Annotated in this window: 13 protein-coding genes; 6 read left to right on the plus strand and 7 right to left on the minus strand. The window is 61.9% G+C overall.

Going from position 1 to position 12,391, the window contains the following annotated elements; genetic code table 11:
* Nucleotides 1–97 precede the first annotated feature (97 nt).
* Nucleotides 98–1,129, minus strand: a complete 1,032-nt coding sequence (locus AB6804_RS09085) for a serine/threonine protein kinase (protein WP_370886169.1) — start codon at nucleotides 1,127–1,129, stop codon at nucleotides 98–100.
* Nucleotides 1,130–1,195: 66 nt separating this feature from the next.
* Nucleotides 1,196–1,408 (minus strand): hypothetical protein, encoded by a 213-nt coding sequence (locus tag AB6804_RS09090; protein ID WP_014192763.1) that lies wholly within the window; start codon nucleotides 1,406–1,408, stop codon nucleotides 1,196–1,198.
* 330 nt (nucleotides 1,409–1,738) lie between these two features.
* Here AB6804_RS09090 and AB6804_RS09095 point away from each other — a divergent pair, with 330 nt between their 5' ends.
* Nucleotides 1,739–2,962, plus strand: coding sequence for an MFS transporter (locus AB6804_RS09095; RefSeq protein WP_370886170.1), 1,224 nt, complete (start codon nucleotides 1,739–1,741; stop codon nucleotides 2,960–2,962).
* A gap of 209 nt (nucleotides 2,963–3,171) precedes the next feature.
* Nucleotides 3,172–3,354, plus strand: a complete 183-nt coding sequence (locus AB6804_RS09100; RefSeq protein WP_035968518.1) for a hypothetical protein — start codon at nucleotides 3,172–3,174, stop codon at nucleotides 3,352–3,354.
* Between the two features lie 42 nt (nucleotides 3,355–3,396).
* Here AB6804_RS09100 and AB6804_RS09105 read toward each other — a convergent pair whose 3' ends face one another.
* Nucleotides 3,397–4,101, minus strand: a complete 705-nt coding sequence (locus tag AB6804_RS09105) for a dienelactone hydrolase family protein (RefSeq protein ID WP_370886171.1) — start codon at nucleotides 4,099–4,101, stop codon at nucleotides 3,397–3,399.
* Between the two features lie 540 nt (nucleotides 4,102–4,641).
* Between AB6804_RS09105 and AB6804_RS09110 the strand changes: the two genes are divergently transcribed.
* A complete protein-coding gene (locus AB6804_RS09110; protein WP_370886172.1) occupies nucleotides 4,642–5,787 on the plus strand; it encodes a branched-chain amino acid ABC transporter substrate-binding protein in 1,146 nt (381 codons plus the stop codon).
* 57 nt (nucleotides 5,788–5,844) lie between these two features.
* On the opposite strand, the gene AB6804_RS09115 is transcribed toward AB6804_RS09110, so the two are convergent.
* The gene (locus tag AB6804_RS09115; protein WP_370886173.1) at nucleotides 5,845–7,068 is read right to left on the minus strand and encodes an MFS transporter; all 1,224 of its coding nucleotides are present in this window, start codon (nucleotides 7,066–7,068) and stop codon (nucleotides 5,845–5,847) included.
* Between the two features lie 172 nt (nucleotides 7,069–7,240).
* On the opposite strand from AB6804_RS09115, the gene AB6804_RS09120 reads away from it, so the two are divergent.
* The 3 genes from AB6804_RS09120 (at nucleotide 7,241) to AB6804_RS09130 (ending at nucleotide 9,926) form a co-directional block, all read left to right on the plus strand.
* A complete protein-coding gene (locus AB6804_RS09120; protein ID WP_370886277.1) occupies nucleotides 7,241–7,906 on the plus strand; it encodes a HugZ family protein in 666 nt (221 codons plus the stop codon).
* A gap of 349 nt (nucleotides 7,907–8,255) precedes the next feature.
* Nucleotides 8,256–8,561, plus strand: a complete 306-nt coding sequence (locus tag AB6804_RS09125) for an H-NS family nucleoid-associated regulatory protein (protein ID WP_244793729.1) — start codon at nucleotides 8,256–8,258, stop codon at nucleotides 8,559–8,561.
* Between the two features lie 186 nt (nucleotides 8,562–8,747).
* Nucleotides 8,748–9,926, plus strand: a complete 1,179-nt coding sequence (locus tag AB6804_RS09130; RefSeq protein ID WP_370886174.1) for a cation diffusion facilitator family transporter — start codon at nucleotides 8,748–8,750, stop codon at nucleotides 9,924–9,926.
* Nucleotides 9,927–9,939: 13 nt separating this feature from the next.
* Here AB6804_RS09130 and AB6804_RS09135 read toward each other — a convergent pair whose 3' ends face one another.
* The 3 genes from AB6804_RS09135 to AB6804_RS09145 form a co-directional block, all read right to left on the minus strand.
* Nucleotides 9,940–10,398, minus strand: coding sequence for an Lrp/AsnC family transcriptional regulator (locus tag AB6804_RS09135; protein WP_008352298.1), 459 nt, complete (start codon nucleotides 10,396–10,398; stop codon nucleotides 9,940–9,942).
* Between the two features lie 95 nt (nucleotides 10,399–10,493).
* Nucleotides 10,494–11,156 (minus strand): exonuclease, encoded by a 663-nt coding sequence (locus tag AB6804_RS09140; protein WP_370886175.1) that lies wholly within the window; start codon nucleotides 11,154–11,156, stop codon nucleotides 10,494–10,496.
* On the minus strand, nucleotides 11,153–11,797 hold the full coding sequence (locus AB6804_RS09145; protein WP_370886176.1) for an MBL fold metallo-hydrolase: 645 nt from the start codon (nucleotides 11,795–11,797) through the stop codon (nucleotides 11,153–11,155). The genes AB6804_RS09140 and AB6804_RS09145 overlap by 4 nt, the downstream gene beginning before the upstream one ends.
* Between the last annotated feature and the right edge of the window lie 594 nt (nucleotides 11,798–12,391).

Raw genomic sequence — 12,391 nt, forward strand, 5'->3', positions numbered from 1 at the left:
CATAGACGGGCAAATGAGAATTGTTATCATTACACGCATACATGCCTAGCACAATCCTTTGCGATTGCCTGACGACCGGCTTTATTTACGAAAAATTTCAAACGGGCCACAGCGGGCCTTCCTGCATCGCGCCGACCTGCTCGCGCAGTTCGAGGATGCGGTCTTCCCAGTAACGCTGCGTGTTGAACCACGGGAACGCGGCGGGAAAAGCCGGATCGTTCCAGCGCCGCGCGAGCCAGGCGGCGTAATGAATCAGGCGCAGCGTCCGCAGCGCTTCGATCAGATGCAGTTCGCGCTGATCGAACTCCCGGAAGTCTTCATAGCCCGCGAGCAGATCGGCGAGCGCGCTCGATGCTTCCGCGCGTCCGGCGGGCAGCAGCAGCCAGAGATCCTGGATCGCGGGGCCCATGCGGCTGTCGTCGAAATCGACGAAATGCGGGCCCGCGTCGGTCCACAGCACATTGCTCGGATGACAATCGCCATGCAAGCGCAACTGGCCGATATCTCCGGCGCGCTCGAAACAGTGCGCGACGCCTTCCAGCGCCATCGATACGACGCGCTCATAGGCCTCGCGAACATTGTCGGGGACGAAGCGATGGGTCAGCAAGAACTCGCGCGGCTCGTAGCCGAACGTCTGGATGTCGAGCGTCGGACGCTCGCGATACGGCTCGATCGCGCCGACCGCGTGAATGCGCCCGATGAAGCGCCCGAGCCATTCCAGCGTGTCGCGGCGGTCGAGATCGGGCGCGCGCCCGCCGCGCCGCTCGAAGACGGAGAAGCGAAAGCCGTCGAACTCGTGGAGCGTCGTACCTTCGAACACGCGCGCCGGCACCGCCGGAATCTCACGCGCGACGAGGCTCGCAACGAATGCATGCTCTTCGAGAATGGCTTCGTTCGACCAACGATTCGGGCGATAAAACTTCGCGATCACCGGCGGGCCGTCTTCGACGCCGACCTGATACACGCGGTTCTCGTAGCTGTTGAGCGGCAACAGGCGCCCGTCGGTGCGCGCGCCGGCGGGCATCAGCAGACCATCGACGGCGTCGAGCACGCGCTCGGGCGTGAGGCCGGCGAAGGGAGGGGCGTCTTCGGCGGACGCGTCGGCGGAGTCGGAATGAAGTGAGTTCATCCCGACATTGTGCCGCGCCTTGCAGCGGCCGGCACGCGACGATTCGTCAGCCGACGTGCGGCATCCTCAATGGACGACCGTGTTCGACGGGCGCACGACATCGCCCGTATCGATCAGGTCTTCGAGAAAGAACGGCTCGGTATTGAGCAACTGAGTGACGCCGGGTTCGCCTGCGTACCAGGCGACCATCGCCATGTCGCCGAGAATGCGCATGACGATGCCGCGCGCGCCCTGAGGCACGGCAATATGCACGGAGCGGACAATCGAACCGATTTGCATGATGAATCCCCGTTTACGTGCCGGCGATCAACAGATGATACGCCGGCCAAGTGTTGCACCCGCACAGGCTTTCAACGGCTCGTGCACCGACAATCGCCGCGTCTTTGTTGCGTGAAGCGCGACTTGCGCGGCTTTCATGAACGATTGTGCGCTTACTTTAGCGCATGGCGGCGCGCGAATGCGATGCCCTTCGCCGTGAATTGTTGCCTGACGCAGATACCGCAAGCGTCAGTCCTGTGTTGCGGCATGCCAAATGCACCGCTGCATCCGGCAAAACCCTAGGGAACGGCGTATCGTTACGCGTTTGATGTTTTAAGCGGAGACTTACCCGTGAGTGCCCCAGCCGACGACGCAACGGCCTACCTCGAACGCGGCTCGCGCGCTTACTGGCGCGCGTCGCTTGCGCTGCTCTTCGCCGGCTACGCGACGTTCTCGCTGCTCTACTGCGTGCAGCCGCTGCTCCCCGAATTCACGCGATCGTTCGGCGTCACTCCGGCGGTGAGTGCGCTGGCGGTTTCCGTCAGTACAGCGGCGCTCGCTGTCGCGATCTTCATCGCCGGATTCGTGTCTGAAAGCTGGAGCCGGCATCGGCTCATGACGCTGTCGCTGCTTGCGTCGTCCGTGCTCACGGTCATCGCCGCCTTGCTGCCGAACTGGCACGCGCTCTTGATCGTGCGCGCGCTCGAAGGCTTCGCGCTCGGCGGCGTCCCGGCGGTCGCAATGGCCTATCTCGCGGAAGAAGTGCATCCCGAAGGGCTCGGCCTCGCGATGGGCCTTTATGTCGGCGGGACCGCGATCGGCGGCATGGCGGGGCGCGTGATCAGCGGCGTGCTTGCGGACTTTTTCGGCTGGCGCGTGGCGATCGGCGGCATCGGCCTGCTTGGACTGCTCGCGACGCTCGCGTTTCGCTCGCTGCTGCCGCCGTCGCGGCGATTCAAGCCACGGCGCGGCGTCGGGTTCCATCATCATCGGCGCTCGCTTGCAGGGCATTTGCGGCATCGCGGATTGCCGTTTCTGTTTCTCACCGGCTTCGTGCTGATGGGCAGCTTCGTCACGCTCTATAACTACGTCGGGTATCGGCTGCTTGGCGCGCCGTTCAGCCTGAATCAGACGGAGATCGGCGCGATCTTCACCGTCTATTTGACGGGCGTGGTCGCGTCGCCGTGGTCCGGCAAAATGGCCGATGTCTTCGGACGCGGCCGCGTGCTGATGGCGAGCGTGCTGCTGATGATGATCGGCATCGCGCTGACGGTGTCGATGTCGCTGCCGGTGATCATCGGCGGTATCGCGTGTCTGACGTTCGGCTTCTTCGCCGGGCACTCGGTGGCGAGCGGCTGGGTCGGACGGCTCGCCGCGCAGGCGAAAGGACAGGCTGCGGCACTCTATCTCCTCGCGTATTACCTGGGATCGAGCCTGATCGGATCGTACGGCGGGCACTTCTGGACCGCGTTCGGATGGCCGGGCGTTGCCGGCTTGATCGGAGGGCTGCTGCTAGTCGGGCTGGCGGCCGCCGCTTATCTGAACGGACGCGAGCGCGCTGCGCAAGCCGAATGAAATCCAAGAAAACTTAGGGTTTTTCCGCGTCTGCTTAATTGCGCCCCCGCGCGGGCCTTGTGGCGCAAGGCCGCACGCGCCGGAGTTCGCGTTCGGCCCGCCCTCGCTCGCCGACGAGCCGTCTCCCGCAGCCTATACTCGAATCGTCGATGCGACGCTCGTCAAAAGCGCATCGAGATCGAAAAAAGCAGGACGATGGGAGACGCACCATGACGTATTTCACGATCGGCGATTTCATTCTGGTCATCCCGATGGCGCTCGCGGGCGCGCTGTTTCTCGGGGCCATTCCATGCGCTTCGCACTTCAAGAACAACGTGCTCCGAGCGTTCGGCGCGCTCGTCGGCGTGCTCGTCGCGTTCCTGCTCGTCGAGGGATTACCGGCGCTCATATGACGATGACGTCGCCACCGCGACGTCATCGAGCGCAAGCGGTTCTTACAGATGTTCGCCGAGGAACGCCAGCGTGCGTCCGTGCGCGAACGCGGATGCCTTCGCGTTATACGACGCGCGCTCGCCGCAGTTGAAGCCGTGATCGGCGCCGGGGTAGACATGGACTTCGGCATCCGCGCGGCCCGCGAAGCGGTGACGCACGGCGTCGACGGCATCGGCGGGAATATGGGCGTCGAGTTCGCCGTAGTGGAACTGGATCGGCGCCTTGACCTGATCGGCCTTGTCGAGCTGATTCTGGATGCCGCCGCCGTAGTAAGCCACCGCCACGTCCACCGAGCCTTCCGCCGCAGCGAGATACGCCAGGCGTCCACCGAAGCAGTAGCCGATCGCAGCCACTTTGCCGCTCACCTCCGGCAACGCGCGCAACGCCCTGGCGGCTGCGCCGACATCGGCGACGGCTGAGTCGAGATTGGTCTTTTGCAGCAGTTCCAGCGCCTTGTCGCGATCCGCGCCTTCATAGCCGAGTTCGACGCGCGGCTGCGTGCGCCAGAACACATCGGGTGCGAGCGCGATATAACCATCGGCTGCATATTGGTCAGCGACGCTGCGAATGTGCGAATTCACGCCGAAGATCTCCTGCAGGATGATGACGGCAGGTCCGGTCCCGGTCTTCGGCAGCGCGAGATAGCCCTGGAAGCTGCCGCCGTCGGCGGGAATGTCGATCCATCGGGAAGTCACGGTAACGGTCACGTCGAAGCTCCTTGTTTGCTTGGTGAAAAACGCAGGCGAGTGAGTGTGCCAGCTTTCCCTTTCAGTCGCCTGAGCGTGCCCTGGCATACGCTTTGACACGCGCGCCCATTTTTAGAGGCTCATACCTAAACGCATCGTGAATACGGCCTTTCAAAACAGGCTAATGGCGATAAGGCGGCGGATTATCAGCGCATGAGCAGCGAACTTGAAGAACGCGTGAAGCCGGGCCGCGCGATGCCCCGGAAACCCGCGCGGACAGTGCTTTCGCGCGAGATCGCCACCACAAAGTCGCGGGCTTCTCAACTAGCCGTTAATCGGTAGTCACACCACTATCTTAAAAAACTTCCCTAAATTAATTTGACAACCCTACACTTGCGCGCAGTGCGGATGGCGGCCGCCACGAACGGCCTGCCAGAAGGACTTGCCAAGTGCATGACGATGCATCCGGCGTGGTCGTCCACGGGACTGAGCGATCGTGATGAAAGACGGGGCACAGGGCGATTACGTTGTCGTTGTTTTGGACCGAAACTGGAGACTTACATGAACACCAAGCTTCACAAAGTGTTGCCGATCAGCGCCGCAGCCGTGCTGTTCGCTACGTTGGCAACGTCCGCAGCAGCCGACCAGGTCGTCAAGATCGGTCACGTCGCACCGCTGACCGGCGGTATCGCTCACCTGGGCAAGGACAACGAAAACGGCGCGCGGCTGGCAGTTGAAGAGATCAACGCAAAGGGTCTCACCATCGACGGTCAGAAGATCACGCTGCAACTCGACCCGCAAGACGATGCAGCCGACCCGCGTACCGCTACGCAAGTCGCGCAGAAGCTCGTCGATGACAAGGTCGTCGCGGTCGTCGGTCACCTGAACTCCGGCACGTCCATCCCGGCATCGAAGATTTACAGCGACGCGGGCATCGTCCAGATTTCCCCGTCGGCAACGAACCCGGCCTACACGCAGCAAGGCTTCAAGACGACGTTCCGCGTCGTCGCGACCGATGCGCAACAAGGCCCGGCGCTCGCCAACTACGCGGCGAAGAGCCTGAAGGTGAAGACGGTCGCCGTGGTCGACGATTCGACCGCCTACGGCCAGGGTCTCGCGAACGAGTTCGAGAAGACCGCAAAGTCGCTGGGCCTCAAGGTGGTGTCGCATGACGCGACGAACGACAAGGCCGTCGACTTCCGCGCAATTCTCACGAAGATCAAGGGCGAAAACCCCGACGCCGTGATGTACGGCGGCATGGACGCGACCGGCGGCCCGTTCGCCAAGCAGGCGAAGCAGCTCGGCCTGCGCGCGAAGGTGCTCGCGGGTGACGGCGTCTGCACGGAAAAGCTGGCTGACCTGGCCGGCGATGCAACCGACAATATCGTGTGCTCGGAAGCAGGCATGGCGCTCGAAAAGATGGAAGGCGGTCAGGCTTTCGCGGGCAAGTTCCAGAAGCGCTTTGGCCAGCCGATCCAGATTTACGCGCCGTTCACGTATGACGCGGTGTACATCATCGTCGACGCGATGAAGCGCGCGAACTCGGCTGACCCGGCGAAGATTCTCGCCGCGATGCCGAACACGGACTACAAGGGCGTGATCGGCCAGACGAGCTTCGACTCGAAGGGCGACTTGAAGCACGGCGTGATCTCGCTGTACGACTACAGGAAGGGCAAGAAGACGCTGCTCGACGTGGTCAAGATGTAATCACGGCAGGACACTCGTCCTGAAGAACGCGCGGACCTTTCGGGTCCGCGCGTTTTTTTATATCTTCAGCCGCCTGAGGATGCGCGGGCCGATCAGCGCGACCGCCGCGCAACATGCGGCGACGATGCACAGCCCGATCGGCAGCGAACTGACCTGCGCGACGCCGCCGATCAGCACCGGCCCCAGCAGCAAGCCGAAATACGCGAGCCCGGCGACCTGTGCGAGGCCTTCTGCCGCCGTCACGCCTTCGACGCGCGCAGCCGCCGCGAACAGCACGGGCATCATGTTCGCGAGACCGAGGCCCATCAGCGTGAAGCCGGTCATCGTGACGATGGCGTTTGGGAAGACGAGCGCCATCACCATGCCGATGAACGCGAGCCCCGCGCTGCTGAAGACGAGCTGCGGCGCGCCGAAACGCGCGCGCACCGCATCGCCGCCGAAGCGCCCGGCCGCCATGCCGCCCGAGAACGCGGCGTAGGCGGCGCTGGAAAGCGAATGCGTGGCGAGGACGACATCGCGCATATAGACGGTGGCCCAGTCGTACATCGCGCCTTCCGCGATCAATGCGATCAGCGCGAGCCCGCCCAGCGCCCACAACGCGCCCGAGCGCCAGCGGTTCGACGACGACGCCTTCGCGTGGTCTTCGTGATGCGGCACGTGAGGCAGCACCGAGGGCATCGACGCGAGCAAGACGACGACGCTGGCCCCCGACGCCAGCGCGAGATGCGCCGCCGGCGCGAAGCCATGCGCAATCAGCGCGCCGCCGATCGCCGCGCCCGCCATCCCGCCGATGCTGAACATGCCGTGCAGCGACGACATGATCGGCCGCGCGAGCGCTTCTTCGACGGCGCTTGCTTCGGCGTTCATCGCGACGTCGAGCGTTGCCATGCCGCAGCCGAACACGGCGAGCACGATCAGCAGCATCCAGAAACTCGGCACGACGAGAATCAGCGCGCCGCACACGGTCATCGTGACGCCGCCCGCCATGCAGGCCGTGCGCGTGCCGGCGCGGGCGATCCATGACGCGGTGGTGAGCATCGCGAAAATCGAGCCGCCCGCGACGGCGAACAGCGCGAGCGACAGCATGCCCGGGCTGAGCGTGAACTTGTCGCGCACGGTGGGAACGTGCACGCCCCAAGAGGCGTACATCATTCCGGCGATGAAGAAGACGGCCATCGTCGCGTAACGGGCGCGCTGGCGCGTTGCGGGAGGCAGGCTGCGATGCAGCGCGAGAGACGGATTGGACTCGCGGGCGGAAGAAGCGGTAGTCGAGTCGGACACGGAAAGGCCGTTGAAAAAGGAGGCGAGATGCCGGAGGTTGCAATGGCGCGACGCCGGAGAACCGGACATGATGCCGTCCGGCGCGCAAGCTTACGATTCTATCGAACGGCCAGGAGACACGCTCGCGGGCGGTGCATTACCATTTTCGGAAGCTCATTTCGGAAGCCATCGCATGCACATCCCGCCGCAAGCCCCGCTGCACTTGATTCATCGCGTATCGGAGGGCACGCTCGCCACGCATTCCCGCGAGCCGAGCGGCTTTCCCTACCCGACCGCGCTGCCGTTCGCGCCGACCGCGCGCCATGCGCCGATGCTGCTCATCAGCCGTCTGGCCGAGCACACCCGCAATCTTCACGCCGATGCCCGCGCCGGTTTTCTCGTCGCCCATGCAACGGATGGTCGTGTGCTGGAAGGCCAGCGGCTGACCTTGCTCGGCACGTTCGCGCCGGCGGCGGAAAGCGAGCACGAAGAACTGGCGCAGCGCTATCTGCGATATCACCCGGACGCCGACCGATATCTTCATTTGGGCGATTTCGCGTTTTGGGTAATGAAGCCGGAGCGAATGCGCTTCATTGGCGGTTTCGGCGCGATGGGCTGGCTCGATGGCGATGACATCGATCCGCTAGAGCCGATTGCTGCCGCCGATGAGTCTTCGTTATGCGCCTTTTTCGATGCCTATGCGCGCCGCCCCACTAATCTGGAATTATTAGGGATTGATCGCTACGGTTGCGATTTGCTTCGTGATGGCGTCCGCAATCGTTTCACCTTCGATAAACCCAAGCTCACAGCGGACGATTTAAAAGCAGCGGTTATCGATTGCTTCGAGCGTCAGACGTGAACACGGGGACGGAATATGCCCTTTTGGGTGCGATGTTAGGCCGGCGGGAATGCGGTTGGCTAACAAGTTGCCATTTGATGGGAATTTTCTCGACCCGCGACTATGGGTACTTTCATTTCATGACATCAGAAGAGTCCGTCAAAGTCCCAAATTTCAAGCATCAGCGATAGCTCGAAAGCCGCGCAATCCGGCAAATGTTACGAGCCAATACATCTAAACGCATTAATGTCAATGCGACGCTCCGTCATAATCGGTTCTGTGTTAATCTCCGGATCAACCCGAGGCTTTACCGATAACTGACAGAGCGAGCGCCTGACTCGCAAGACAGCACACCACTCAAGGAATTGCCATGCCTTCATACAAGGAACTCCTCGCACAACGCGAGTCTCTCGAACGTCAGATCGAAGAAGCAAAGTCGCGCGAATACGCCGAAGTGCTTAATGAGATCAAGCAGAAGATGGCTGATTATGGCATCACGCTTCAGGAATTGGCCGGGGGTCGCGGCGGCAAATCCACCAAGGCATCGTCGCGTGGCCGTTCGGGTGTCGCCCCTAAATATCGCGACCCGGAAAGCGGCAGCACGTGGTCCGGCCGTGGCAAGCCGCCGAAGTGGATCGCGGGCCAGGATCGCGATACTTTCCTGATCGGCAAATAAGCCGCGTCAGACGTAAAGAAGCAGAAAAGGTCGCGCAAATGCGCGACCTTTTTCTTTGCGACCCGGAATCCGTCGTTAGCTGCACGTTATAAGCTGCTGATTCGTAACGAGCGCGGCGTCGGGTGCCGCGCGATGGCATCGCGCCGCGCTGGTAAAATCAAACCTCGATGACACGAGGTGGATTACATGTCACTTTCAGTGGCGGATGCGGCGGAAAAGCAGGCGGTTGCCGTGCGGACTACGTGGACAAGTATCCTGCTTAATAGCGGCTTGACCGCAGGCCAGCTAGTCGTGGGCGTAATTGCGCACTCGCAGGCGTTGATTGCCGACGGCGTGCATTCCTTGGCCGATATCGTGTCGGATTTTGTCGTGCTTGTTGCGAACCGGAAGGCCGCCGCCGTTCCGGATATCGATCACAACTACGGCCATAGCCGGTATGAAACCGTTGCTTCGCTTTTCCTCGGTGGATTGCTGATTGTCGTTGGCGCGGGAATGTTATGGCGCGCCGGAACGCGCATCATGCATCTTCACGATATTCCTCCAGTGCACGCAAGCGCGCTGGCGGTGGCCATTATCGTACTGCTTTCGAAGGAAGCGCTTTTCCGATATATGCTTCGCGCCGCTGAACGCGTCCGTTCCGCAATGCTCGTCGCGAATGCGTGGCACGCCCGTTCGGATGCGGCTTCTTCGCTCGTGGTTGCGCTCGGCATCATCGGCAGTCTCGCCGGTTTTCGCATTCTCGATCCTATTGCGGCGGCGCTCGTCGGTTTCATGATCGGCAAAATGGGCTGGAGCTTCGCCTGGGATGCGCTGCAAGACCTCTCGGATCGCGCACTCGATGAAGCCACCACCGCTGATTTACGCAGCATGTTGCTAGATACGCCCGGCGTTCGCGATGTGCATGATCTGCGCACCCGCAAAATGGGCGACCTCGCAATCGTGGATGCGCATATTCTCGTCGATCCGCTCATTACCGTTTCGGAAGGCCATTTCATTGCAGAATCCGCGAGGGCGCATATTCTCACGGACCCCCGCGTGATCGACGCGCTGATTCACGTCGATCCCGAAAGCGATGCCGCGAATCCGCTACCCGGCAAATATCCACTGCGCTCGGCAGTCGCGGAGGCCGTGCGTGCGGCATTCGCCGTCCCGGGCTTATCCGTCGATGCACTCAATCTGCATTACCTGAAGCGCGGCTTCGATGTCGAAATCCTGTTGCCGCCTGCCAAGTCGGGCGACACGGAATCGCGGCTTGCGAGCGTCGACCTCGACGCGCTCAGGCAGACCTTGGGCGCACGCGAGATTCGCGTGGCTCAGTCGATGACGCGGGCCGCGCAAAGAACGGCCAAACACGCCGCCGATTAACGCCCGTATCTATTCAGAGCGGCAGTTGCGTATCGAACTTAATTTCCCGCAACACGACGCTCGTACGAACCTGCGCCACCGCCGGAATCTTGAAAATGCGGTCGTGCAGAAAAGCGTCGTACGCCTTGATATCGGGCGCGACTATCTTGAGGATGTAATCCGATTCGCCCGTCGTGCTGTAGCACTCCGTCACTTCGGGGCACGTGGCGATCTCGCGTTCGAATTGTTCGACGCCGCCTTCCGTATGCCGCGTCAGGTGAATATGCGCGAGCGCGCAGACATGCAGGCCGAGTTTCTCACGATCCAGCAGCGCGGTATAACGCTGGATGACGCCGGACTGCTCCATGTCCTTGATTCGTCGCCAGCAAGGCGTGCTGGACAGGCCGACCTGATCGGAAATTTCCTGAACGGAGCGCCGGGCGTCTAGTTGCAGAAGACGCAGGATTTTTTGTGAGAATGTATCGAGAGTCAACTGCGCCTCCGTTCGGTCGCGATTTGACTCTCATAGTAGAGGCGCCAGAAAAGAAAGGCAATGCAACGCCAGTGCAATGAGGTAGTTTCCCCTACTCACTGACTAGACGGCGCGTTTTTACCTTTCGCATTATCACCTGTGGGCGACGTCGCATTTTCGTCGGTACTTTGCGACGTTCTCGTTGCCGCCGCCTCTTGCGATGCCCGCAATTCCGCCAGCATATTGCAGAACAGCGCGCCTTGCTCGATGGCATCGTCGAGCGCGACGTGCGTGTGCGGCAATTCATCGAACCAGTGCTTGGGCAGGCGCGGCTTGATGGCTTTGCGATACGGCAGGCCCGTCATGGCGAACGCCAGCGTCTTGATATCCAGCGCGGACCACGAGAACGGGCATCGCTCGGCAAAGCGCATCATGTACCAAAACATATAGGTAAAGTCGAAGCCCGCCGGGTACGCGACGAACACCGGCTTGCCCGGCAACGCCTCGACCCATTCAACATAGTTGACGAGCGCGGCCTCCGGCTTTTGCAGGTCGACGCGACATGCCGCCCACGCTTCCGGCTGCGTTTTCCACCAGGCGGCCTGCACGGGGTGCGGCGCGGCGCCTTCCAGCGTTTCGAGATTCGCGGAGAACGTAGCGATGAGCTGCTTGTCCGCCGTGTATGCCGCTGATGCAAAACTCAGCATCGAATGCGGGCCGGGGATGGGACCGTCGGCTTCGACATCGGTGCTCACGTAGATTTCGGGGATCGCGTTCATGCTGCGACTCCATCGCGGACGAACGGGTTGCTGCGACGCTCTTCTCCGAAAGTCGACGCCGGGCCGTGGCCGGGCACGAACGTGACATCGTCGCCGAGCGGCCAGAGCTTCTCGCGGATCGAGCGGACCAACTCCGCGTGATTGCCACGCGGAAAGTCCGTGCGGCCGATGGAGCCCGAGAACAGCACATCGCCGACAAAGGCGAGCCGATGCGCCCTGCTGAAGAACACGACGTGCCCCGGCGTATGTCCGGGACAGAAGAAGACGTCCATCTCTTCATCGCCGAAGCGAACGGTGTCGCCGTCCTCGAGCCAACGTTCGGGCGTGAACGCTTCGGCATTCGAGAATCCGAACCGTTGCGTCTGGGCGGGCAACTGATCGATCCAGAACGCGTCTTCCTTGTGAGGCCCTTCTATTTGTATTCCGTAGTGATCTGCTAGCGCCTTGGCCCCGCCGCAATGATCGAGATGGCCGTGCGTCAGAAGGATCTTCTCGACGGTGACGCCGTGCTGCTCCACTTCCGCGATGATCCGCTCGATGTCCCCGCCCGGATCGACGACAGCGGCGCGCCGCGTCGCTTCACAGATGACGATGGAGCAGTTCTGCTGAAATGGCGTCACGGGAACAAGAATGACTTTCATGGGTCTGTCGATGAGGCTGACGCGCGTGTAAAAACGCTCATTGTACCGGGGGTGGGATGACGCCGACGAAGGCGCGTGTAAACCCGCTAACTGGCCCAAAATACGGAAATTCTTACGCTCATAGTCAGAATCAATGACGATTTCCACAGTCCGGCCGACTGAACCCCGATTTTTTTGTATAATGCCTTCACTTGCGCATGGTTTCATCATGCCGTCAACGGGTGATCGTTGAAACGCCAGTGCGTTTTTTACAATCACCATCAGTACGCTGTTAGGGGCCAAAAGCCTCGCAACTGCAACTCAACGCACCTTCTCGTAGGTGCACACGTCTTGTCCAGCCGGGCGCCGCGCGTCCGTCAGATGGCCTTTGCGCTGTCACGCTGGATGGGGCCTACGCCGCCGTTCCTGCGCTGTCTCGGGTGAGACGCGCACGAGTGTGATGCCACGTTCGATGGCGGCATGTGGGGTCTGGTCAGGCTGCCGGGGACAGGTTGCGCCAGACGTGAACGATAACCGGGCGTTTGCGGCGAACTTGCGCCGCATCCGGGCATCAGTCCGCCGTTCGATTGATCGAGCGGCGCGCTGTCATGCACG

Origin of the sequence: Caballeronia sp. RCC_10 (assembly GCF_041360715.1) — a bacterium.
In the GTDB taxonomy this organism is placed as follows: Bacteria; Pseudomonadota; Gammaproteobacteria; order Burkholderiales; family Burkholderiaceae; genus Caballeronia; species Caballeronia grimmiae.

Excerpts from the sequence above, each read along its gene's own strand:
- AB6804_RS09085 (WP_370886169.1), bottom strand. The coding sequence starts at position 1,129 with ATGAACTCACTTCATTCCGACTCCGCCGACGCGTCCGCCGAAGACGCC.
- AB6804_RS09090 (WP_014192763.1), bottom strand. The coding sequence starts at position 1,408 with ATGCAAATCGGTTCGATTGTCCGCTCCGTGCATATTGCCGTGCCTCAG.
- AB6804_RS09100 (WP_035968518.1), top strand. The coding sequence starts at position 3,172 with ATGACGTATTTCACGATCGGCGATTTCATTCTGGTCATCCCGATGGCG.
- AB6804_RS09110 (WP_370886172.1), top strand. The coding sequence starts at position 4,642 with ATGAACACCAAGCTTCACAAAGTGTTGCCGATCAGCGCCGCAGCCGTG.
- AB6804_RS09120 (WP_370886277.1), top strand. The coding sequence starts at position 7,241 with ATGCACATCCCGCCGCAAGCCCCGCTGCACTTGATTCATCGCGTATCG.
- AB6804_RS09125 (WP_244793729.1), top strand. The coding sequence starts at position 8,256 with ATGCCTTCATACAAGGAACTCCTCGCACAACGCGAGTCTCTCGAACGT.
- AB6804_RS09130 (WP_370886174.1), top strand. The coding sequence starts at position 8,748 with ATGTCACTTTCAGTGGCGGATGCGGCGGAAAAGCAGGCGGTTGCCGTG.
- AB6804_RS09140 (WP_370886175.1), bottom strand. The coding sequence starts at position 11,156 with ATGAACGCGATCCCCGAAATCTACGTGAGCACCGATGTCGAAGCCGAC.
- AB6804_RS09145 (WP_370886176.1), bottom strand. The coding sequence starts at position 11,797 with ATGAAAGTCATTCTTGTTCCCGTGACGCCATTTCAGCAGAACTGCTCC.